21 protein-coding genes are annotated in these 23,899 nt (G+C 40.1%); 2 read left to right on the forward strand and 19 right to left on the reverse strand.

What is annotated here, in order from left to right:
- Positions 1 to 23 precede the first annotated feature (23 nt).
- From mnmA to ACYZ0U_RS10735, 14 genes are all read right to left on the reverse strand, one after another.
- The gene (mnmA, locus tag ACYZ0U_RS10670; protein ID WP_461452075.1) at positions 24 to 1,112 is read right to left on the reverse strand and encodes a tRNA 2-thiouridine(34) synthase MnmA; all 1,089 of its coding nucleotides are present in this window, start codon (positions 1,110 to 1,112) and stop codon (positions 24 to 26) included.
- Positions 1,113 to 1,885: 773 nt separating this feature from the next.
- Positions 1,886 to 3,145, reverse strand: coding sequence for a glutamate-5-semialdehyde dehydrogenase (locus tag ACYZ0U_RS10675; protein ID WP_461452076.1), 1,260 nt, complete (start codon positions 3,143 to 3,145; stop codon positions 1,886 to 1,888).
- Positions 3,142 to 4,218, reverse strand: coding sequence for a glutamate 5-kinase (gene proB / locus ACYZ0U_RS10680; protein ID WP_461452077.1), 1,077 nt, complete (start codon positions 4,216 to 4,218; stop codon positions 3,142 to 3,144). The genes ACYZ0U_RS10675 and proB overlap by 4 nt, the downstream gene beginning before the upstream one ends.
- Before the next feature lie 382 nt (positions 4,219 to 4,600).
- Positions 4,601 to 5,365, reverse strand: a complete 765-nt coding sequence (locus ACYZ0U_RS10685; protein ID WP_461452078.1) for a phosphate ABC transporter ATP-binding protein — start codon at positions 5,363 to 5,365, stop codon at positions 4,601 to 4,603.
- 5 nt (positions 5,366 to 5,370) lie between these two features.
- On the reverse strand, positions 5,371 to 6,210 hold the full coding sequence (pstA, locus tag ACYZ0U_RS10690) for a phosphate ABC transporter permease PstA (RefSeq protein ID WP_461452079.1): 840 nt from the start codon (positions 6,208 to 6,210) through the stop codon (positions 5,371 to 5,373).
- Positions 6,207 to 7,103 carry a phosphate ABC transporter permease subunit PstC gene (pstC, locus tag ACYZ0U_RS10695; RefSeq protein ID WP_461452080.1) on the reverse strand — a complete coding sequence of 299 codons (897 nt, stop codon included), beginning with the start codon at positions 7,101 to 7,103 and terminating at the stop codon, positions 6,207 to 6,209. The genes pstA and pstC overlap by 4 nt, the downstream gene beginning before the upstream one ends.
- A gap of 82 nt (positions 7,104 to 7,185) precedes the next feature.
- Complete coding sequence (locus ACYZ0U_RS10700; protein ID WP_461452081.1) at positions 7,186 to 8,172, reverse strand: PstS family phosphate ABC transporter substrate-binding protein; 987 nt, start codon at positions 8,170 to 8,172, stop codon at positions 7,186 to 7,188.
- Between the two features lie 12 nt (positions 8,173 to 8,184).
- Positions 8,185 to 9,333: a porin gene (locus ACYZ0U_RS10705; RefSeq protein WP_461452082.1), complete on the reverse strand. Its 1,149-nt coding sequence runs from the start codon at positions 9,331 to 9,333 to the stop codon at positions 8,185 to 8,187.
- A gap of 292 nt (positions 9,334 to 9,625) precedes the next feature.
- Entirely contained in the window at positions 9,626 to 10,327 is a 702-nt protein-coding gene (locus tag ACYZ0U_RS10710; protein ID WP_461452083.1) for a phosphoadenylyl-sulfate reductase, read from the reverse strand.
- 2 nt (positions 10,328 to 10,329) lie between these two features.
- Positions 10,330 to 11,844, reverse strand: a complete 1,515-nt coding sequence (locus tag ACYZ0U_RS10715) for a TSUP family transporter (protein ID WP_461452084.1) — start codon at positions 11,842 to 11,844, stop codon at positions 10,330 to 10,332.
- Positions 11,822 to 12,610 (reverse strand): uroporphyrinogen-III C-methyltransferase, encoded by a 789-nt coding sequence (gene cobA / locus ACYZ0U_RS10720; protein ID WP_461452085.1) that lies wholly within the window; start codon positions 12,608 to 12,610, stop codon positions 11,822 to 11,824. The genes ACYZ0U_RS10715 and cobA overlap by 23 nt, the downstream gene beginning before the upstream one ends.
- On the reverse strand, positions 12,610 to 14,697 hold the full coding sequence (locus tag ACYZ0U_RS10725) for a nitrite reductase (RefSeq protein ID WP_461452086.1): 2,088 nt from the start codon (positions 14,695 to 14,697) through the stop codon (positions 12,610 to 12,612). Before ACYZ0U_RS10725 ends, cobA begins: the two co-directional genes overlap by 1 nt.
- A 247-nt stretch (positions 14,698 to 14,944) precedes the next feature.
- Positions 14,945 to 15,769, reverse strand: a complete 825-nt coding sequence (locus ACYZ0U_RS10730) for an MOSC domain-containing protein (protein WP_461452087.1) — start codon at positions 15,767 to 15,769, stop codon at positions 14,945 to 14,947.
- A 90-nt stretch (positions 15,770 to 15,859) separates the two neighbouring features.
- Complete coding sequence (locus ACYZ0U_RS10735) at positions 15,860 to 15,991, reverse strand: hypothetical protein (RefSeq protein ID WP_461452088.1); 132 nt, start codon at positions 15,989 to 15,991, stop codon at positions 15,860 to 15,862.
- A 308-nt stretch (positions 15,992 to 16,299) separates the two neighbouring features.
- On the opposite strand from ACYZ0U_RS10735, the gene ACYZ0U_RS10740 reads away from it, so the two are divergent.
- A complete protein-coding gene (locus ACYZ0U_RS10740; RefSeq protein ID WP_461452089.1) occupies positions 16,300 to 16,482 on the forward strand; it encodes a KGG domain-containing protein in 183 nt (60 codons plus the stop codon).
- Between the two features lie 74 nt (positions 16,483 to 16,556).
- Here the strand turns inward: ACYZ0U_RS10740 and ACYZ0U_RS10745 are convergent, their stop codons facing one another.
- From ACYZ0U_RS10745 to ACYZ0U_RS10760, 4 genes are all read right to left on the reverse strand, one after another.
- The gene (locus ACYZ0U_RS10745; RefSeq protein WP_461452090.1) at positions 16,557 to 17,306 is read right to left on the reverse strand and encodes a DUF72 domain-containing protein; all 750 of its coding nucleotides are present in this window, start codon (positions 17,304 to 17,306) and stop codon (positions 16,557 to 16,559) included.
- The gene (locus tag ACYZ0U_RS10750; RefSeq protein ID WP_461452091.1) at positions 17,307 to 19,739 is read right to left on the reverse strand and encodes a PAS domain-containing protein; all 2,433 of its coding nucleotides are present in this window, start codon (positions 19,737 to 19,739) and stop codon (positions 17,307 to 17,309) included.
- Between the two features lie 103 nt (positions 19,740 to 19,842).
- Positions 19,843 to 22,584 (reverse strand): DNA ligase D, encoded by a 2,742-nt coding sequence (ligD, locus tag ACYZ0U_RS10755; RefSeq protein ID WP_461452092.1) that lies wholly within the window; start codon positions 22,582 to 22,584, stop codon positions 19,843 to 19,845.
- A 6-nt stretch (positions 22,585 to 22,590) separates the two neighbouring features.
- The gene (locus tag ACYZ0U_RS10760; RefSeq protein WP_461452093.1) at positions 22,591 to 22,761 is read right to left on the reverse strand and encodes a DUF3606 domain-containing protein; all 171 of its coding nucleotides are present in this window, start codon (positions 22,759 to 22,761) and stop codon (positions 22,591 to 22,593) included.
- A 70-nt stretch (positions 22,762 to 22,831) separates the two neighbouring features.
- Between ACYZ0U_RS10760 and ACYZ0U_RS10765 the strand changes: the two genes are divergently transcribed.
- The gene (locus tag ACYZ0U_RS10765) at positions 22,832 to 23,068 is read left to right on the forward strand and encodes a hypothetical protein (protein ID WP_461452094.1); all 237 of its coding nucleotides are present in this window, start codon (positions 22,832 to 22,834) and stop codon (positions 23,066 to 23,068) included.
- Between the two features lie 9 nt (positions 23,069 to 23,077).
- Here the strand turns inward: ACYZ0U_RS10765 and ACYZ0U_RS10770 are convergent, their stop codons facing one another.
- Positions 23,078 to 23,893 (reverse strand): SDR family oxidoreductase, encoded by an 816-nt coding sequence (locus ACYZ0U_RS10770; RefSeq protein WP_461452095.1) that lies wholly within the window; start codon positions 23,891 to 23,893, stop codon positions 23,078 to 23,080.
- Positions 23,894 to 23,899: the final 6 nt, after the last annotated feature.

The following is a 23,899-nucleotide window of genomic DNA, read 5'->3' on the forward strand; positions in this document are numbered from 1 at the left end:
ACGCCGATATATTTTAAATCAGTCTACATTAAAAATCCGCCGCCAAGCAAATCATTCCCCTCATAAAATACGGCTGATTGCCCCGGCGCAATACCGGATACATTGTGCATGAAGTCAACCTTGATGTGTTCGCCCATTTGTAAAATGGTGCTTTGCATACCAGCATCTTTGTAACGTATTTTGGTAACCGCCTCTAAAGGTTCGGTTATGCTTTCGTACTTGATTAAATTCAGGTTTTTAACCCAAGCCTGCTTTTTCTCCAGTTGATCCGCAGTACCCAATACAACAGTATTAGTAGCCGCATCAATATTGGTAACAAACATTGGTTGGCCAAGTGCTATGCCTAAACCTTTACGCTGCCCAATAGTATAGAATGGATATCCCTGATGTTTACCTACAATGGTGCCATCATTTAAAACAAAATTACCACCGGCGACACGTTCTTCCAGATCTTCAACCTTATGGCGCAGAAACGATCTGTAATCGTTATCTGGCACAAAGCAAATCTCATAGCTTTCGCTCTTTCCGGCAAGTTCAATCTGGCCCATGTCCATAGCCATCTGCCTAATCTCCGGCTTTGAGAAACTACCCAAAGGAAATTTGGTACGGGCAAGGTTTTTTTGTGATACTCCCCAAAGTACGTAAGACTGGTCTTTATTCTCGTCTTTGCCTTTTGAGATAACATAACGTCCGCTATCTTGCTGACGAATGTTGGCATAATGCCCTGTAGCGATGAATTCACAATCCAGTTTATCCGCGCGCTTAAGTAAGGCCTCCCATTTAATGTGGGTGTTGCACAGTACACATGGGTTAGGGGTGCGGCCTGCCAGGTATTCATCAACAAAGTTATCAATTACAAAATCACCGAATTCACTCCTGATATCCAATATATAATGCGGGAAACCATAAGCAACTGCTAAGGCACGGGCATCGTTAATACTATCCAGGCTGCAACAGCCAGTTTCTTTTGAGCTTCCGCCTGATGAGGCATAATCCCAGGTTTTCATGGTAAGGCCGATCACTTCATAGCCCTGCTCATGCAGCATTACTGCCGCTACCGAACTATCAACTCCGCCGCTCATTGCCACTAATATCCTGCCATGCTTACTCATATTGTGTGCAAAGATACGTTTTTGTGTTTGATGGTGATATATAGTAAGGTCAGGGTAGGGTAAGAATTAATGACTAAAATTCTGTACCATGAAACTGGTGAAAACAATTGATACATTTGGTACACTTTTTAACCGAAAAATGCCCTAAATGATACTAAAAATGGCATTTTTAAATTGATTCCTAAGCTCAAGTCAGCCTGAAAAACGCTAAAAACGAGCTAAAAAATCCCGTTATTGACTTGTTTTTACTCGAAAAAAACTTGAAAAACACTAAATATTTGTTATTTCATTCGCGCTAAATCCAAATAAATGCTCAGAATAATTTCAATCTGTTCCAATATTGAGACAAATTGAAACAGATAATAAATTCGAATCTTGTTATTCAATATAAAAACTGCTCCTGTAAATTATTATAAACTGTATCAATTACATTTATACAATTTATTTGTGTTGAAAAACGACCTTTTTTCTTGCTTTTTTTATATCAAAATAACAATTACGTTAAATGTTAATAATTGTAAACGCCTTTTTATTAAAATTTTAGCAAAAGTTAAGGCAGCTATTGTAACATACTTATTACATTATATATTTGCTATACCCTAATTTATTAATGAATGAAAGCTATTGCTAAACTGCCAATTGAACAAAAAATTCAAGGTGTTATTCTTGCATTAATTTGTTTTGTTGCTGCGCTTGATTATCTGGTATAGTCCTGGCAAAACAACCCCTTTGAAGGTGCTTACGCGAGTAAGCACCTTTTCTATTTTTCGGGGTTAATGATCGCGCGTTTGCCCATTGCCATTCACGATCCATTTATAACTGGTTAGTTCTTCTAAACCCATGGGGCCACGGGCATGAAGTTTTTGCGTGCTGATACCTATTTCAGCTCCTAAGCCAAATTGGGCACCATCAGTAAATGCTGTCGAGGCATTGGCGTAAACCGCCGCGGCATCTACCTCATTTAAAAATCTTTCTATATTATTCGCATTTTCTGAAATGATAGCTTCACTGTGTTTAGAGCTATATTGTGCGATATGATCTAATGCCTCCTCTAAATTAGTAACCGTTTTTATCGCCATTTTCATAGCTAAAAACTCGGTGCCGAAATGTTCCGGTTCTGCTTTGTGTAAAAGATGGACAGGGTAGTGATTCTCAATCACCTTAAAAGATTCTTCATCCACAAATAATTCAACATCTTTATCTAAAAGACGGGAAGTTATTTTTTCGAGGTCGCCTAAACGACTTTTGTGTATCAATAAACAATCCAGTGCATTACAGACGCTTACGCGCCGTGTTTTTGAATTGAAGATAATCCCGATACCCTTATCCAAATCAGCAAATTCATCAAAAAAGATATGTACAATTCCTGCACCGGTTTCTATAACAGGTACTTTGCTATTATTTCGCACAAAATTTATTAAACCCTGGCTGCCGCGGGGTATCAGTACATCTACATATTCTCGGGCGTTCAATAAGGCTTCTGTAGCCTCACGTTCGGCCGGGAGCAGCGTTGCTGCATTTACATCAATATTATGTTTTAACAACACCTCGTGTATTACAGATATAATCGCGCGGTTGCTGTAATCAGCATCACTGCCGCCTTTTAAAATGGCTACATTGCCAGTTTTAAAGCAGAGTGCAAATACATCAAAGGTAACATTTGGCCTCGCCTCATAAATCACGCCCACAACGCCTAATGGTACCCTTACCTTTTTTAAATTCAAGCCATTTGGACGTGTATCTTCCATAAGTACCTTGCCAAGCGGACTATCCAGTCTGGCAACATCCATAATGTCGTTCGCAATGGCTTGTATGCGTTCAGCAGTTAACTTTAAACGATCATATTTAGGGTCAGATGGATTCATCCTGTCCAGGTCTTTTTGATTTTCTGCTAAGATCCTGTCAGTATTAGCTATAGCCGCTAAAGCTACATCCTCCAAAATTGCATTGATCACAGCAGGAGCGAGGTTTAATTTTCGCCCGGCTAAACGTGCTTTGTCAAAATACGCGGTATAATTTGCTGTTTCGATCATGGTAAATAAAGATAATCATAATGTACCAGCGGCTTTTGCTTCTTTTGGCCGATATTTTCACGTGCCTTGTCCGCATTATATTCAGCAATACCTAAGCCTATCAATTTTTCGTCAACGTCAACTAGTTTAATTATATCACCTTTTTTAAAGTCGGACAGGATGCTTATCAAGCCGACAGGCAATAAACTGGTGGCTTTTTTAGAAGTAAGCGCGGTTTTAGCACCATCATTTAACTGAACCATGCCCGTTGCATAATTTTCGGAGTGGGCTATCCATTTCTTTTTGCCTGACGCATTTTTATTCGGAAGGAAATGCGTGTGCGTAACATCATTATGCAGCAAATCGGTAAGCACATTTTCCTTTGTGCCGTTAGCGATGTGCACAGAAATGCCTAATGCTGCCACCTTTTGAGCCATAGTTGATTTGGTGATCATGCCACCACGACCGAATTGCGACTTGCCAGATGTGACAAATGAAGAAAAATCAATTGTTTTTCCGTTGATCTTATCGATCACTTCTGAGGTAGCTAATTTGGGGTCGCCATTATAAATGCCATCCACATTAGTTAGGATGATGAGTGCCTGCGCATTCAACATAGATGCTATTAAACCTGCAAGCTCATCATTGTCTGTAAACATCAGTTCGGTAACCGAAACCACGTCATTCTCATTAACAACAGGTATAACTTCGTGCTGAAGCAATAATTCCAGGCAGGTTTTCATGTTAAGGTAGTGCATCCTGTCGCGAAAGTCCTCTTTAGTTACTAATACCTGCGAGCATAATATGCCGTATTGCTCAAAAAGATTTGAATAAGTGTTGATGAGTTTTACCTGCCCGATTGAAGCCAGTAACTGGCGGATGGCAATGGCATCATATTTTTCAGAAACATTGATCATACTCCTGCCCGAAGCCACCGCCCCAGATGAAACCAGGATAACCTCCTTGCCTTGTTTTTTTATGGCAGCAACCTGTTTTACAATGCCCGCAATCCGTTCAATATCAGGCAGACCATCGGATTTGGTAAAGACATTAGATCCGATCTTGATAATTATACGGTTGTAATTTTGAGGCATTTTTATATATTAATAGCTCAAAATTAGCTAAAAAAGTTAATTAATATTGATTTTTTTATATTTTTTAATTAAAATATTATATTTAACATGGATTTATAACTAAATAAATAGATTATTTGGTTATAAATGATGATAAATTATATAAAATTAATGAAAAAAGCAAAATTATCTATTTTTATGTGATTTATACATTATTACCACTGTATTATTTGATATATTACTTTGCATGTTTATGTTGTTGACAATACAAAAAAAGGCGAAAAATATAAAATCGTGATCGCAAACTTGTTTCCCGCTATGTTGGTATCGTCACCAATAGGTTAGTCAAACTTATTTGTTGACAAAAAAATGCTAAAAAGGAGAAAAGCAAACTTAATTCCAATTATACGATATATCCTTTAACATACTCCTGCGTCAAAGTTTCCTTCGGATCTCTTAAGATCTGGTCGGTTAGTCCATATTCTACAATGCGGCCCATATATACAAATATGATATAGTCAGATACCCTTGCGGCCTGGCGAAGAATGTGGGTCACCAGTACAATGGTATATTTCTCTTTTAGTTTGATGAACAGGTCTTCAATAATACTGGTAGAGATAGGATCAAGCGCGGAGGTAGATTCATCACCCAGGATAATCTCAGGCCCTACAGCTAAGCCGCGGGCAAGGCACAGGCGTTGTTGTTGCCCGATAGATAATCGCGAAGCAGAGGAGCTTAAACGGTCTTTAACTTCGTTCCATAAAGCTGTCGCCTTGAGCTGTTCTTCAACAATGGCATCCAGCTCGCTTTTCTTTTTGATACCATGGATGCGCGGACCGTAGGCTACATTATCGTAAATAGACATTGGCAGCGGATATGGCCGCTGTGATAGCAGTCCCATTTTTTTGCGTATATGCGTAATCTCAACCTTAGGGTCGTAAATATTTTCGCCATCTATCCAAACGTTGCCACTCACCTTTACATCCTGAGTATTATCCAGCAAACGGTTAAAGGATTTTAACAGCGTTGTTTTACCACATCCTGATGGGCCGATGATAGAAATAACGCTTTTATCAGGGATATCAATGTTTATGTCTTTCAGAATATGATTATCGCCTATATGTACATTTAAGTCCTGTACACTGATATGCGGCTTATTTATAGTCATAATTGTTATTTTTTGTAGAGTTTTTTAAGTAATAACTCTGATAATATGGTAATAATGAGTACAACAATGGTCAGTATCAGCGCTGAAGCATAACCCCGGCCCTGAACCTCTTCTACCGGGCTGCCCAACTGGAAAAATATAGCTAAAGGCAGCGTAGCGGCAGGCTCATGCAACGATGTGGGAATATTGTCGCTAAACCCTGCGGTAAACAACACGGCTGCAACATCGCCAATAGCGCGACCAAATGAAAGCAATATTGCTGTAATGATACCGGGTTTAATTGCCCGTAGTACCACTTTAGCAGTTTCCCATCGTGTTGAACCGAGGGATAATGCCGCATCGCGCAATTCAAGCGGAACAGTGCGGATAACTTCATCAAGTGTACGTACCAGTATCGGTATCACCAATAGGGTTACCGCTATGATGCCGCCTAACAGTGATGCCCTTAAGCCAAAGTACACCATGATCAAAAATCCGAATGCGCCATAAACAATGGATGGGATACCAAATAGTACGTCGAATACCATTCGGAGTGTTGCTGAAAGAAACCTTTTACCATCCATATACATATTGATATAAATGGCTACGGGTATGCTTATGATCAACCCTAAAATTGTAGCCCCGCCGGCAATATACATTGAACCAACGATGGCATTCAGGATGCCGCCCTCTTTACCGATATAAAAACCACCGCCCGGCGTTTTGGTCAGCATATCCCAGGTCATATACGGCGCACCTTTATAAAAGATGGTACCCACGATCAGGAAGAAGCTACCCGATACAATAATGGTAGCCAATACCATCAGGAATTTGAAAAATAGCTCCTCTAAATTACGTCGCCTCATGCTGCCATTTTCCTTTCTAAACGGGATAGTATTACCCTTGAAATAATGTTAAATAATAAAATGATGATGAATAAAAGCAAAGCCGCGAACATAAGTGCTGAATCATACAAGGGTATCGACATCATGTCGCCATAATTATTCGCGATCAACGCGGGCAGTGGATAGCCTGCATCAAACACAGAATGCGGTACGACAGCATTGTTCCCGCAAACCATCAACACAGCGATAGTTTCGCCAAAGGCACGGGATATAGCTAATACCGTCGCCGCTATAATTCCGGGTAATGCCTTGCGCAAGATCACCTTTTTTATGGTTTCCCATTTTGTAGCACCTAAAGCTAATGACGCATCTTTCAGTTCCTGGGGCAATGTTCTGAGTACTTCGTTAATAATACTCACCATCAGTGGGAATATCATCACCGCTAAAACAATACCACCCGCCAATACACTGTAGCCCGTTGAAAACTCGACAAAGTGCGGCGCGATATGATCCTGTATCAATGGGATGATAAACAACACACCCCAAACGCCAAAAATTACAGGAGGGATGCCCGAGAGGAGGTTAACAAACGGAATAAGTACGCGCCTTACCCGCACGTGAGCATATTCAATGATGTATAACGAGGCAAGTATGCAAAGCGGCAGCGCGATGATAATTGCTATCGCAGTTACCCACAAGGTGCCCATAATAAAAGGGTAGAATCCGAACAATCCTTTAAGCGGTTTCCAGATGCTGGAGGTGAGCAATTTGCTCCATGATGAGTTTTGAAGTACGGGGATAGATTTGTAATATAAACCAATCCCGATGATCACTACTAAAGAAACTGATGCGATGGTAAATACCAGCATCAGTTTCGACATTAATTTATCGGTAAATAAACGTAATTTCTGCATTAGCTCTTTATAATAGCTAATGGGTTGACCAGAAGGCGACCTCATCACCAAACCAATCAACCCGATTAACCAATTGTAGATCTTAGTTTACTTTTTTCAGTTCTTCCTGCAGTTTAGCTTTTGAAAGTGCGATGTAGCCATTCTCGTCAACAAATTTCTGACCATCGGTAAGTACATATTTTACGAATTCGATCAGCTCTTTTTTCTTAGGTTTGCCTTTGAAAAGGAAGCCCAGGTTACGCGCAGGAGGAGAGGGATATTTACCTGTCGCGATAGCTTCTGTTAACTGGTCGATCGTTCCATAAAAGTTTTCGTCAGCATCAATTTTACCATTTCCATTTACGTCTACGGGTAAAACACTGATACCTGGAACCTGCTTACGGGTTTTAAGATCATAAACATAGGCCAGGTTGTTATAGCCGATTCCGGTAACATCTTTTTTTACAGCTTGCGCCAATCCCGGATCGCCATATACACCAACACCTAATAAATCTTCCTGTTTTTTGCCGAAGTATTTGGCCCATGTTTCGCCCGCGCCCGCAGCATCCGAACGATTATATACGTGAATTGGTACTGAAACCTTACCGCCTAATTGTTTCCAGTTAGTAATACTGCCGGTAACAAATACATTTAAAAACTGATTACGGCTTACGCCTTTTGCCAGCAACTGCGCAGCATCGGGGTTATTTGAATTAAAGGTTGGTATAACAGCATCCTTGGTTACATAAACGGTATATGCACCTTTTTTTATTTCGGAGGGATCAATATCACGCGAAGCCAAGCCAATGTCAACCAAACCTGAAAGCGCATCGGTAATACCCTTGCCTGCACCACCGGCAGATATATTAAAGGTTACTTTGGGATGAAGCTTTTTAAATTCGCTTGCCCATTTTACGGTAATGGGATATAAGGCAAAAGCGCCGGATATGCTGATAGTCCCTTGCAGATCGTCGGCAACCGGTGCTGTTGGTTTTGGTTTTGGGTTGATAAACGAAGAAGCCGTGATAGCAATACTTACGACTGTAAGTATTGCTAATGATGTTTTATGTTTAAAAATAATTTTTTTCATAGGTGGTTGTTTTTAGAAAGTTAGCTGTAATTGAGCTTCAAAAAGGTTGTTTTTAATTTGAGTGGTTTGTTCACGCACATCTACATAATCAACGGTAAACTTGGCCCATTTGTTAAAGAAGTAGTTGATTCCGCCTGTATAATCTGTTGTACGATCAGTGGTGATGGTTTGAGTAGGATCATAGGTATCATACTTTGCTGCCAACTGTAATTTGTTCGACCATACAAAGTATGCAGCCTGGCCAAACCAGCCGTTCCTGTTTAAGTGTGCATCGGTGCCCTTATCAAACTCAGCCGTCAATGATAATTTATTCCAAACATACCTGCCGTCTATTCCCTGGCGGTTACGCAAGTTGTTTGTAGCGGTTTTAGCTGTACCAACTATGAATTGATCTATACCGTGGTAAAAATCGGCGCCAATGCTTAAATTAGCTATCGGGTGAATTACCAAACGACCTGCAATGTCTTTATGATTGTTGTTATCGGTTGTAACGTCATAACCGGCACCGTTGAATACGCCAAAATAGTAATCAAATAAATAGTGATTATCCAGTTTAGCAAAGCTACCTGTTAACTGAGCGCCAATATCACGGCCATTTTGATTGCCGATAACATCAGTTGAGCGGCCTGCTAATGCATTTACAACCTGTGAACGATCAATAAACTCAAGCTCCGAATCGTTTACTAAGCTCTCGTAAGAAAATGGCACCTTAAATTGCCCTGCGGTGATCTTTAAAAAGTCGAATATTTTATAAGTAGTGTAAGCATCCAATAGCTTAGGGTTTACACCTGCAAACTCGGTGTAAACTTCATAATTCCAGTCATCAGAAATGTTTCCTTTAACATCCAAACGTGCACGGTGTAATAAAAATGTATTTGTTTTAGTGCTTTGCTGAAAACCTTCATATTCAGTTTGGACCAATCCGCTTAATTGCAATGCGCGGGTACCAATTGTGATGCTATGTTGATTAGCTGTTTCAGCATCTTTTTTCTTTTGTGCTTTAACAGCTTCGTCGGATCTTAAGGAATCTGCTTCCTGTTCGGTTATTACATTCTTTTTTACAAGAACGTTTAAAAGATCATCATTTTGTTGTGCTTTAGAGATTAAAGCAGGGAATAGCAGTGCAAATACAAGCAAATACTTAAAGTAATTGTGTTTCATAATTTTTAATAAAATGGATAAATTGAATTTGTTAATTGAGGTTATTGTTGATGAGATCAACAACACATACAATCGCCTATAAGGGGGAAGCGATGCAAAAAGAAACGTAAAAAATGGTGCGGTTTTAAATATTTCATGACTAATTACTAAAATCTATATTGTCTACTGATTTAGTAGTGTAAAGGTATGTATTTATTTAATGTTAACAAGTTATTTTGCAAAAAATATTGTAATTAATTGATTTCATTAAAAGATTATTAACCGAACCGACAGTTAATAATCAATAGTTAAATCAGGCTGTGTGTAATCCACATTCTTTTTTATCCTGGTCTTCCCACCACCAGCGCCCGGCACGAAAATCTTCGCCAGGCTGAATGGCACGGGTACATGGCTGGCAGCCAATGCTTGGGAAACCCCTGTCATGCAAGGTATTGTAGGGGATGTTATTCAGTTTGATATATTCTTTAACATCATCCAAACTCCAGTGAAATATAGGATGAAATTTGGTCAGGTTATTTTGGTCATCCCACTCCACATCTTCCATATCATGCCTGTTTTGTGATTGTTCGGCACGAATGCCTGTTATCCAGATCTCGTTGCCGTCCAAAGCACGTTTCAATGGTTCGATCTTACGGATTCCGCAGCATTCTTTGCGATTATCTACCGATTCATAAAAGCTGCTTGGACCTTTTGCATTAACCATTTGTTGCAATAGCTCATTATTGGGGTAATAAGCATGGATCGGTTTTTCATACATTTCCATGGTGCGGTTCCAAACGTAATAGGTTTCGGGGAACAAACGGCCAGTCTCTAAGGTGAAAACCTTTATGGGCAGATTATTTTTAAAGATCATGTGTGTTATCACCTGGTCTTCCCAGCCAAAGCTGGTTGAAAAGATGATCTTGCCGGGATGCTGGTTAGCTAATAATTTCAATGCGCTTACCGGGTCGAGCCCTGATAACTTGTCTTTTATATTTTGGATGGGAAGATTCATTATTAAATAACTTTAGCTATAAATGCCCAAATGCTATTCAGGCTGATCAGGATTACGATAACCGCTACTGAAACCATGATAACTTTAGTTGAAATCTTGTTTGATATTTTAGCAGCAATTGGAGAGGCAATAGCACTACCAATAACTAAACCGGCTACAGGCTCCCAACGGGTAACATGAAGCATGTATATAAACGTAACCGAGCTTGTGAGGGCTATAAAAAATCGTGATAGTTTTACCGTACCTAAAGAAAAAAGCGGACTACGGCCACCGGCTATGAGTGTTGAAAGTACAATAGAGCCCCAGCCACCGCCACCTACAGCATCAATAAAACCACCGCCTAAGCCCAATAAGGAGATACGTTTAATTTTTTCTGTTTTACGCTTCTGTTTAAGATTGAACGCTTTAGATAAAATAACCAACCCTAAAATTAATGTATATAATGATACAAATGGTTTGGTATATTGACTATAATGAGTTAACGAGGATAGGATATAAGCGCCGGTTACTGCGCCAATAATACCCGGAATTAGCAACATTTTAAATAGCTTCCAGTTAATGTTGCCCATACGATAGTGCATCCAACCGGCTATACCGTTACTTAAAATCTCGGATAAATGCACGCCTAAACTGGCAATTGCGGGCGGGATGCCCATCGAGAGAGAGAAAGAAGTGCTTGTGACTCCATACGACATACCAATTGCACCATCTACCAGCGCAAACAAAAAACCGGCTCCTAAAAAGTAATAAAACAAAGGATTTATGGTGTAAACAAATTCTTTAAACGCATCATCTTTAAACCAAAATGAAGTAATGGTAATTGCAATAGCTAAAACGATTGCGCCCCAAATAAGCCAGATAAGGGCTTTATTTTTAGGGCCATCTTCTTTTTTGTTGATCAGTACAGATGTCACTTCATTTAGTTTTTTAACCTTGTAGGCAAAGTCGCCGCTTAGTGTTTGTCTAAGTGCCGCAATTTGCTGCAGGGTAGCATCAATTTCATCAGGGATGCTCTCGTTCAATACTTCCTTAATTCTTTTGGCTACCGTTGGCGATTTACCGTTGGTTGATATTGCCAGTTTCAGATCGCCTTTTTGCACAATCGATCCTAAATAGAAATCACACAACGCAGGTTTGTCAGCAATATTTACCAATAAATTTCGCTCGTGCGCGGCCTTTACAATGTATTCGTTTAATGGATTATCGTTAGTAGCGGCAATTACCAGGTTGGCGCTATCAAGGTCGGTGTCTTCAAATGTTTTTTGAATGATGTTTACACCATCAAATTCAGCAGCAAGCGCATGTATTTCGGGTAAAAATGTACGGGCAATGATCGTTACCCTGGAAAGCGGGCTGTTGTTTACAATAGCGGTCAATTTTTCCAGCCCGATATTACCTGCGCCTATCAGCACAGTATGCAGTTGGTTCAGTTTGATAAAAACAGGGAATAATTGATTGCCCGCTGATTTATCATCCTGCACAACAGTTAAATTATTATTCTTCGGCAACAATGTCATAAAATTCCCTGATAGGTTGAAATAGCGGATGCAATGAAACTACCTCGCCAATTACAATTAGTGCCGGCGCTGCTATTTTTTGCTCTTCCACAATTTCAACAATGGTATCAATTACGCCAATGGCAACTTTTTCGTTTTCGGTAGATCCGCTTTGGATAACCGCCACAGGTAACCGCCCTTTATCCTCATTTTTAAATATCTGGGTGATCTGGGTCAGCTTATTCAGCCCCATCAATACTACAATGGTGGCATTGGTTTTTGATGCGGTGTAAACATCTGAAGACACTTTACCATCGGTAGTAGTGCCTGTGATCACCCAAAAACTTTCACTTAAACCTCGGTGCGTAACCGGGATCTGTTGCAAACCCGGTACGGCAATTGAGCTTGATATACCAGGAATAACCGTTGCCGGAATACTGAAAGATGCCGCGTGATCCAGTTCCTCAAACCCACGACCGAACACAAACGGATCACCACCTTTTAAACGTACCACATGGCCGTAATTCAAAGCGTAGTCGATCATCAGCTTATTAATGGCATCCTGCGAAAAGGAATGGTCGCCCGAGCGTTTGCCTACGTAAACCTTAATCGCATTTTCCGGGGCGAATTCCAATAACTCTTCATTAACCAGCGCATCATACAAAACAACATCGGCTATTTTTAATGCTTTTATGCCTTTAATGGTTATCAGGTCGGCATCGCCGGGCCCTGCACCAACAAGGGTTATGCGTGGTTCTTTAATTTTTTGCTGTGTATGAGTGTCCATTATGCCGTCGCCTCTCTCTTTACTTTGCTTGCACTTAAAAATTCTTCAGCTTCAGCTTTATATTTTGTCGCGAATTGATGCGACGGTTCGTTTTTGTTGATCTGTAAGATCAGGTCATTAAACGTACCATCAAGTTTAAATTCACCGGTAGATACATAATGCGTATCAAATTCGCGGATGATTCCTGCCTGAGTACTGCTGCTTACGCCTTTATCTAACAATAAAGCTTTGGCAGAACTGATCATCACATTGTATGAGTGATAGATCGCATCTGCCCAGGCGCCATTGTCATAAGCGCCATTGGCCCAGCCCATTTTTTCTTCAGATTCAAATAGCAAGGTAGCTACCAGGTCAATGATCACACTTGCGCATTCACCTACACCAATCGCGGTAACAAATGTTTCCTGATGACCCCAGTCTATAAATTCATCTTCGGTAAGTGTTTCCAGGTTAGCCAATGGTTTTAATAGCTGGTAGAAATAATCCTTACCTAACCTGTCATAATAATTATGGAAAGTTTCATCGGCTATAGAATTCGACTTATAATCGTTCAATACAGTTCTTAAAACATGCGTTGCACGTTTAGCAGGTACTTTTACAATTTTATCAGCAGCACGGCCAACGCCGTCGCCAACAGTACCACCGCCTAACAATACTTGTACTGATGGCAATACCTTTGTACCAGCTTTTAGCGAGCTTCCGTGAAAACCAATATGGGCCAAACCATGCTGTCCGCAAGAGTTCATGCAGCCGCTGATCTTAATTTTGATCTCGCGGTAATAAATAAAATCTTCGTAGTCGTTATAGATCACATCCTCCAAAACCTTAGATAAGGTCATGCTGTTAGATATTCCCAGGTTACAGGTATCAGTACCGGGGCAGGTTGTAACGTCTGCCAGGCTATCAAATCCCGGCGCTGAAAGATCAATGCTGGTTAAGCCATTATATAAAGCAGGCAAGGCTTCCTTACGAACATATTTTAAAAGCAATCCCTGGTTTTGGGTGATACGGATCTCATCTGCAACCAATGGGGTTAAGATCTCAACCAATTTACGGGCAATGTCCGATTTAATATCGCCAACAGGCACTTTCACATATACACCATAAAATCCCTTTTGCTTTTGCTCGAAAACGTTTGTATTTAACCATTGCTCGTATCGCAACGGATTAGTGATCTCAACTTTGGGATAGGCTGTTGTTTGCGGAAGGGCAGGGGTTTCTACGGCGTTACGGTTAACAACGTACGACTTTACTTTGTTGGCTGTCCGTTCAACTTTCGCCAAACGTACAACTTCATCCAAACCGATCTTTTGGATCAGGAATTTTAAACGGGCCTTGTTACGGTTATTTCGTTCGCCATAACGATCGAACACCCGAATGATGGATTCGATATAAGGAATTAATTGATCTTCCAGTAAAAACTCTTCAACCAAGCTTGCCAACAGGGGTTGGGCACCAAGGCCGCCACCTAATAGTATTTTAAAGCCACGCTCGCCTTTTTCATTGATTTTAGGAATAGCGCCGATGTCATGGATATAAGAGAAAGCCGTATCCTCATCACTTGATGAGAAGGAGATCTTAAACTTACGGCCCATCTCCTGGCATATCGGGTTGCGCAAAAAGTACTCAAATACCGCGTGGGCGTATGGCGAAACATCAAATGGTTCTAAAGGGTCGATACCAGCGGTTGCAGATGCAGTTACGTTACGGACAGTATTGCCGCAGGCTTCGCGTAAGGTAATATCGTCACGCTCTAACTCTGCCCAAAGCTGTGGGGTTCTGTCGAGGCTTACGTAGTGGATCTGGATATCCTGGCGGGTGGTTAAGTGCAGGTTGCTGCTGGCGTATTCGTCAGAAACATCGGCGATCCTTAACAATTGTTTGAAAGTGACTTTACCGAACGGCAGTTTAATACGCACCATCTGCACACCCGGCTGGCGCTGGCCATAAACACCGCGAGCCAAACGAAGGCTCCGGAATTTTTCGTCGTGTATCTTGCCCTCGCGGAAAGCCCTTATCTTTTTTTCAAGATCGATTATATCCTGTTCAACTACCGGGTTTTCCAGTTCCGTTCTGAAACTTTGCATGTTGTAAATTTATATATTATAAAAACGCCTCTTTGGCTTTAACTAAAGAGGCATTTACGTTTATGAATAAGCTAATTTTTCCTCTATAGATCAGATACAGATACTGCACATACAATAATTCATTTTATTTAGGCCAGTTATAAAAACTCGTATCATTAGGTCAAATATACACATTGTATACAGAAATAGTAGTTTTTAGGGGAAATAATTTGTTTTTGACATTCAGATGGATTAACAATAATCTATATTAAATAATGAAGTCTTCAGCGTTATGATAACTCAAAACCTTTAGTTCATCACCAACTGAGATTGTGCCTGAACCTTTGTGAATAAGATTTTGTCCGAAAAAAACATCATTCCCCTTGCGGCGGTATTTGGAGAGTGTTTTTAGTGGTTCTTTATACTTTCTGATATTTTCCTGGTCGATGGTAGTTATAACACATCTTGCACAAAGTTTTACGCCATAAAAATTGATATGATCAATAATTAAATTGTCAATCTTATCTTCTTCGAAGGGTTCTCCACCGGTAAATACGATGTTTGGGCGAAACCTGTTCATAGGTAACTTTTCGGATAATCGAGAATTGAGGTCATCCAATGATGCCTGGCCTACGATTAAAAACGGATAACCATCAGCAAAGGAATTGACAAAGCCGGGAGGCGCGTGATTTTCATCAACTTTACGCTTTGTAGAATCAGGCATATATACCAGGCGGCATTTTATACCGAGAGCCTCGCTAAACCATTTGTTAGCTTTAGTACCAACATAAACTGCTGTACAAGGTTCTCCCCATATGGTAACGGTACATTCTACACTGGTTAACGGCTGAAAGGGTACGAGCAGGTTTTTTGACGTTATGGTATCAGTTATAAATAAGCCGTTCGCAACGATCTCGACTTTAAGTTGAGCCATTTTTGGAACTTCCCGTTGAGATAGAAAACGAAACTGCTCGTCAACCAGCATCCATCGCCGGTCATATTTTATTCCTTTTTCAGTTACTTCAGCGGTTTTAAGAGAAACCCCGCCTAATGATTTTATAGGATATGTATACAACTCGCTAACCCTAAACATGGCACAAAGTTACAAATTTTGAGCCCGAGATTAAAACGGGGTTAGAAAATATCCGTAATTCAACAAATAGGAGTTGGAAATTTTTAAGTTTTAAAAATTAAATCCTAAAGTAATTTTGGGGTTAAATGGTGCTTTTTTAACTTTTTTAAATAAGCCACCATTATTAGCAGGAGCACACACAGCTTTAAGTATTGCAGTAAATAAGTTATTTAATGAGGTCATGTTATAATGTATTTATTGCTTATACGGATAAATAATAATTAAGGTTAAGACATATTAGAGATTATTACTTAATAGTTGAAAGTTTTTGAATGTAATCCACGTTTAAACACAGGTTTACTATAGTGTACAATGTTGTTCATGTTTAGGGACGGAATTTACATAAGCGAAAATTTTGCCCCTTTATTTAATTATTATTTAAATTTTGTAAGTTTCTGTAAGTCAGGATTGTTAATGATATGATAAATATTCGGTACGAATATTACAAGAAAAGAATAGTTAACAGATTATTAAACCATAAATTTACGAAAATGGCAACTACTCAAAAAAACCATTCAGTAAACGACAGCAAGTCAAACCATGGTAACACAAGCAAATCTAACAGTGGCAACAATTCAAGCAATTTTGCAAACATGGATGTGAATAAACAGCGCAATATAGCCAGCAAAGGTGGTAAAGCCTCCCACTCGGGTGGCCACTCAAGCGGTAAGTAATTTGGGGAAGCGATAAAACGCAATTGTCTTTAAACGTAAAAGCCGGTAGATATGCTCTGCTGGCTTTTACGTTTTTATGGATTATCGATTAATGACTTTAACGTCATCAGGTTTTGGAGCGCTTTACCCATTGTATTATTGAAATAGGTATAAACACTTTTACCATCAGCAAGCCAATCATTGATGTATGTGGCATATTCAGCTAAAAACTCATCCGAATAAGAACCTTTGTATTTTCCATCGGGACCGTGGAAACGTAAATAAACTAATCTATCATTAATAGAATCAAGCGGCGACGCGGAGGCTGGCATATCATGAATTACTAAAGTTGCCCGGTGCTTTTCAATTAGTTCATAAATATCATCCTGGTACCACGACTTATGTCGAAACTCCAAAGCTGTAGGCCAACTATTTTTATCATATGATTTAATCGTGTTCAATAATAGTTCGAGTTGATGTTTATAATTAACAGTGAGGCCGGGTGGGAACTGAACAAGCAAACATCCTTTGCGATTATTGGGAATTTGAATTACATTCATAAATTTTTCAACGTCCTCGTGCTTAAACTCAAGGCTTTTGTTATGAGTTATATCGCGCCATAACTTAAATGTAAATCTGAAATCGCCTATAACATCGTTAGCCCATTTGGTAACTGTAGAAGCCAACGGAATCTTATAAAATGAGCTGTTTACCTCTAAACTGTTTAGGATGGTTGAACAATAATATATCCTGCTTTTATCGGCCAATGCAGGTGGGAAATCCCGTTTAGGGATCGGCAATTGCAATCCGCTGGTTCCACCATAAAATTTAGCTTTTGAATCCATCTATAATGGCAGCGTAAAATAAAAAGTTGAACCTTTTCCTACTTCGCTTTCAGCCCAGATTTTGCCATTGTGGCGATGGATGATCTCTGCACTCAGATATAAACCAATACCAAAGCCGGAAATGTTTGTGGTTTGTTTATTCTCAACCCTATAATATCGGTCAAATAATTTATCGATGTCTTCAGGTTTAATACCCATGCCTTCATCTTTTACGCTTACCCGCACGTTATTTTCATCTATTTTCTTACAATCAACAATAATTTGCAGCGCCTTTGGAGAATATTTTATGGCATTGGTAAGCAAGTTAGATATAACCGAACCTATTTTATCACGATCTGCATTTACCTTAATCGGCGGACAAGAACTTAAGATTATATCATGCGTAAATGCAGTCAACTGAATTTCATCGATTACTTCCCTGATAAGGCCATCTATCTCAAACACCTGTTTCTCGATGAGTATTTTACCCGACTCCAATCTTGAAATATTGAGGAAGCCATTGATCATATTACTCATTTTCTTTACCTGGATACTTGCTTTACCCATAGCACCGGACATGAATACATCATTACTGTTTTTTAACTTCATATCCATAACCTGAACAATTGCTGTTAAGGACGTGAGAGGCGTTTTTAACTCATGGCTAACCATGCCAATGAAATCGTTTTTGCGCTGTTCATCACTTTTCTGCTCGGTGATATCAAGAATAGTTCCCGTAATATATAATGGGTTGCCTTCAACATCGTAATACGCCTTCCCCATAGATTTTAGCCATTTTTGGCTACCGCCATCTATTGGGTTAAATATGTATTCTACTTTAAACGGTTGGTTATTAGCTACCGCATTGCCAATAGCGGTAGTTATACGATCTTTATATTCGGGATCAATTCGTGATAAGGATTCTGCAAGCGTTACCTTTTCACCTTTTGGGATGCCATGTATTTCGCGTGCTTTATCGTCAACAATTAACTCGTCAGTTTTAAGGTCAGCCGTCCAGGTTGACATATCCGATGCTTCAATCGCTAAAAGCAATACGTCCTGCGCTTTTTTTAATTCGTTAAGTGTTTGCTCCAGTTCACTTTGACTTTTATCCAACGCTTTGTTAATATTGGCAAGCTCCTCATTAGATGCTGCTAACTCTTCGTTTATGGCTTGTAATGCATCCGCACTATCTTCCAGTAAATTGCGCGACTCTACCTTGTCGGTTACATCTATCACAGTTGCCAGTACACTTACCGGTTTACCATGTATATCAGTTAATGGCTGGTAATAATAATCAACATAAAAAAGCCGTTCGCCACCATCTTTTGTTTTGAACGTAACTGGTCGCTCCCTGTTAGTAATTGTTTCACCGGTTTCATAAACATGTTTCCATTGTGCAGGGAAAGGCTGATTGCTCAATTCAGGAAATATCTCCAGCATTGGTTTACCCAACACCTCATCTTTGGTTCTATTCCAGAAAGAAAGTAAGGAATTATTGGTGGTTTCAACCACTTGGTTAGGTCCGCTTAAAACAACAATAGGTGCAGGCAACTGACTAATGATCTGGTAAAGCCTTTGTTCACTTGCTAACAACGAGGCTTTGCTATCTTCTATTTTTTTTCGTGAAAGCACTTGTTCAGTAACCTCAGTACCAATGGTTATTAGTCCATTAATATTTCCTTCGGCATCATACTGGGCCTCATAAACAAAATTTATATAAGCGTCTATTAGTTTTCCATCTCTTAAAATCTTCACAGGTAGTTCTGTAGCCGAAAACGTTTCGCCGGTTTGATAAACGTGATCTAATAATTCCTTAACGCCCTGTGAGCGTAATTCGGGCATGGTTTCTAATATCGGCTTATTTATTACTTCATCAAGTTCGCGCCCCCATAACTCTAATGCCTTGTTGTTTGCAATCTCAACAATGTAATCCGGCCCTTTAAAAAGTGCAATTGCTACCGGCGCTTGTAATATAAAACTGCGTAAATTTCTGTCACTTTCTATTAATGCTTTGGTTTGCGCGGTTTCTATTTCTTTGGCTTTTTGTAATGCAATGCGATTAAGCTCCCTTTCTGTAACATCGCTTGCTGTGTGTAAAATACAGTAGGTTAGACCCGCCTCATTTTTTATAGCACAATATTCATAATCATAATACGAGGTTTGAAGTGTCCCATCGATCATTAAAGTAGCAGGAATGCTTTCCCCAATACTGGTTATGCCTGTTTTCAATACATCCTGAAGTATTTTTTTGAATGGCTGTCCTTTAAGTTCAGGTAATGCTTCTTCAATCGGCTTTCCTATTACATTTTTATCTTTCCCCCAGAGTGAAATCATAGATTCATTAGCTGATTGAATTACAATATCCTCACCAACATAAATTGCGGTCGCGTTTTTAGAAAGTGACAGTACTTCTAATATCTGGTCAGTGTTTAAGGATAGGGAGCTGCTCATTTAGTATAAATTTCAAACATAGGGTATCAGCGTAAACTTCTACCAACATTTATTGCATATTTATGTTTTTGCCTGATATTAAAAATCCCGAACGTGGTGAATTTTAACCAAATATACTTTGAGCTTTTTTAATTGTTTTTTCAAGGTCGATGCCTTTACCTAAAACTCCCTTAAACAGATCTCCGGTTTCCTTTAACCTATCGATAGAATTGAATATGGTAAAATCCTTCATGGTTAAGCCGGGCTTTACTTCATCCCAGGCTAATGGCATTGATACTGTAGCGCCAACTTTTGGGCGAAGCGAGTAAGGGCCTGCAATGGTAGCGCCGGGGCGGTTCTGCAAAAAATCCAAATACATTTTGCCTTTTCTGTTGGCAACCATACGTTCCAAACTGGTATAGTCCGGTATTTGTTTGTGCACCAACTGCACTACTATTTTAGCAAACATCTGTGATTGGTCATAAGTGTACTTCGCGTCCAGCGGGATATAAATATGCATTCCTGTTGAGCCGGATGTTTTTGGGTACGATGGGACACCAACCGCATCCAGCACCTTTTTAACTTCTAAAGCAGCTTCCACTACCTGGTCGAAAGTATTTTTATCCGGGTCGAGATCTATGACACAATAATCGGGGTTATCGGGTGTTTTATAACGGCTGAACCAAGGGTTCATTTCAATACAGCCCAATGATGCCATCCACAACAAATAGGATTCATCAGAGCCTACCAAATATTCTTTATGTTCACCATCGCTGGTTGTGTAGGGAAAGGTTTTATTGATCCAATCAGGTGCTTTGCCCTTAATATCTTTTTGGTAGAAGCTTGAACCGTGTATGCCATTAGGAAAACGGTTAAGCGACATTGGCCTATCCTTTAAATAAGGTAAAATATATTCTGCAACCTGGTAATAGTAGTTAAACATATCGCGCTTGGTCACATTATCCTCCGGCCAATAAACCTTACTTAAATGGGTGAATTTTATATCGTGCCCGCATATTTTGCGTACCTGGGTTTCATCCGTCGGGTTTAACAAGGTTTTGCGTTCTTTATCTTTTAACGGTGTTACCGCATGTGTATGTGTTTCCATTGCTGCCGGTTTTTCATCAAGGTTTTCAACCGTTTCATGGGTCTCTTTAGGTATTTCTAACACAATGTCTTTCGCTTTTTTGTCTATACGCATTCCTTTAAACGATGCCTGGCGAAATACACCATCACTGGTAACTTCGGCATAAGCTACCTCGCATACTAATTCAGGTTTTAACCAGGTTGGTTTAGCACCCATGCGTTTAGGGCGGAAACGTGACGGCTTGTCAACGTCAGGCTCCACATCAAAAGGGCTTTTTGCAGTGATGAGCGATTTAAACTGTGCCATCATTTCTTTTTGAACCTTATCATTAAACCCGGTTCCTACTTTGCCCACATACCTTAATTCACCTTTGTCATAAACAGCCAAAACCAAGGCGCTGAATTGTTTATTGGTACCATCGTTTTTTGTAAAGCCGGCGATGATGACTTCCTGGCGCTGATGTACTTTTATTTTGAGCCACTCACGCGAACGGAGGTCAGCAGTATAGGTACTATCTGCTTTTTTAGCGATGATACCTTCGAGTCCCATGCGCTGTGCAGCATCAAAAAAGTCAACTCCACTTGCGCTGAATACCTTACTTTGGCGGATGTGGTCGTTATCGGTTGGTAATATTTCCTTCAGGATCGCTTGCCGCTGGATCAATGGAAGATCTATCAGATTTTTGCCATCATACCAAAGAATATCGAATACATAATAAACCAGCTCTCCATCAGCTTCGCTGCGCCAGTTTTGCAAGGCACCAAAATCGGATACCCCTTTGTCATTCAAAACCAGTATCTCACCATCAAGCACAGCGTTGATACTCCATTTTTGCATCAGCCTGTGTATGGAGTAAAACTTATCGTTAAAGGTTTTATTATTACGCGAAATGAGTTCAACCTCGCCCTTATTAATGGTGGCAACAGCACGGTATCCATCCCATTTTACTTCGTATAACCAGTTTGGGTCATCAAAGGCTTCATCAACCAAAGTAGCCTTCATCGGCTGGATATTTTTTGGGATAGCTGCTTTAGGCGCTGATCTTAAAATAGCAGCAACATCTATATCCGTATCCACCTGTCCCTCGGCCAGCTTTTCAGCCACCATTTCCTCAGCCGGTTTTGCCTGGGCTTTTTTTTTACTACCTTTCGTTGCAGGCCCTTTCACATCTTCCTCGTGGCCATGCTGCCAAACTTTATCGCCGCTTTTTTCCATCGTTTCGATAGTTTTTCCCGATAATACCGATTGATCTTCTTTTGTTATATCATCGGTACTTGCAAACTGATCGTTGTGCTTGATGAGCAGCCAGCCATTTTCGCCCATGCCATGGGTTTTAACTAAAGCAAACTCGCCCTGTAATTTTTCGCCGTGTAGCTTGATCTTTAATGAGCCTGCTTTTAATTGAGCTAACAGATGTTTTTCCTGGGCTTTCTTGCCTTTTATTTCTTCAATAGGTTCATAGGTACCCTCGTCCCAAACTATTACAGTACCGCCTCCATATTGACCTTGCGGAATGATTCCTTCGAAATTACGATAATCAAATGGATGATCTTCAACCATCATAGCCAAACGTTTAGTTTTTGGGTCGGTAGATGGGCCTTTGGGTACAGCCCAGCTTTTTAATACGCCATCCATTTCCAGCCTGAAATCATAATGCAGGTGCGATGCATCATGCTTTTGAATCACAAACATTAAATGACCCTTATCTTTACTCAGGCCGGCTTTGGGTTCGGCAGTTTTTGTAAAATCCCGCTTTTTGACGTATTTAATCAGGCTCATATTTTACTATTTTAAATATTTCTCAACCGCGTCTGCAGAATTTCCAACGGTAGCAACTGCTTCCTGAAGAACTTCCCGGTTTACACCTAATTTGTTCATCCAATATTCAACTTCAAAGTTTTCCTTTAGGCTGATGTAGAACCTGTCAAAGGTTCCTGAAATGTAACTATAGTCCATAATTGTGTATTTTAATTACAAATACAACAATAAGGCCATAGTTTGGTTTGAATAGTATACCAATTGGATTATGGAACTATTTGAAATATCGGTTAGCTATAAAAATGAGAACCACCATTTTGAGGTGAGGGATTACATGCACCATGAAGGCGAGCAGTGCAAATTCGAGATTTATAAGCAGGGTACATTCATTGCCAGCTTTGAACCGGGGCCGCACAAACATTTGCAAATTTGTAAGAATCCGGGCATTGAAAAAGAAAAATTGCTCAACCTGATTGCTGATCAAATAGAGACTTACAATATTTAACGGAGTTAGTTATACACCACCAAAAATCGAGAAGCCTCCATCAACACAAATCATTGATCCGGTAACAAATTTCGAGGCATCGCTCAGTAACCACACTAAAGCGCCGATCAATTCGTCGGGGTTACCAAAACGTTTAAATGGGGTTTGGTTGATCACCAGCTCGCCGCGCGGCGTATAGCCGCCATCTGGTTTCGTTAGCAAATTGCGATTTTGCTCAGTCAAAAAAAAGCCTGGTGCAAGCGCGTTCACGCGGATGGCATCACCATAGCGGTTAGCCATTTCAACCGCGAACCATTGATTATAACAATCAACAGCAGCCTTTCCCATATTATATCCCAAAACCTTGGTTATGGCCCGTTTTGAATTCATTGAGGAGATATTTACAATGCTTCCATTGCCTGTTTGAGCAATGGCTTCGCCAAAAACCTGTGTCGGGATTATCGTGCCCCAGGTATTAACATCCATCACGCTTTTCATACCTGCAATATTCATTTTAAATATATCATCTTCATTTTGAAGTACACCTTCGGGCATATTGCCACCGGCACCGTTTACCAAGCCGTCAAGTCTGCCGAAAGTATCCAACAACTTAATTTTAGCTTGTTCAAGCTCATTTTCATTTAATACATCGGCTATTAAAGCGATTGCTTTACCGCCATTTTTATTGATAGCTTCAGTACGTTCTTCGGCGACCGCTTTATTTCTTCCTAAAATAGCGACCGCGCCGCCGGCAGCAACAATGCCGTTAACAAACGAATTTCCTAGTATGCCTGTACCGCCGGTTACAACAATTACCTTTCCGGCTAATGAAAACTGATCTTCCAATTTCTT

This window comes from Mucilaginibacter sp., assembly GCF_965225845.1.
Classification (GTDB): domain Bacteria; phylum Bacteroidota; class Bacteroidia; order Sphingobacteriales; family Sphingobacteriaceae; genus Mucilaginibacter.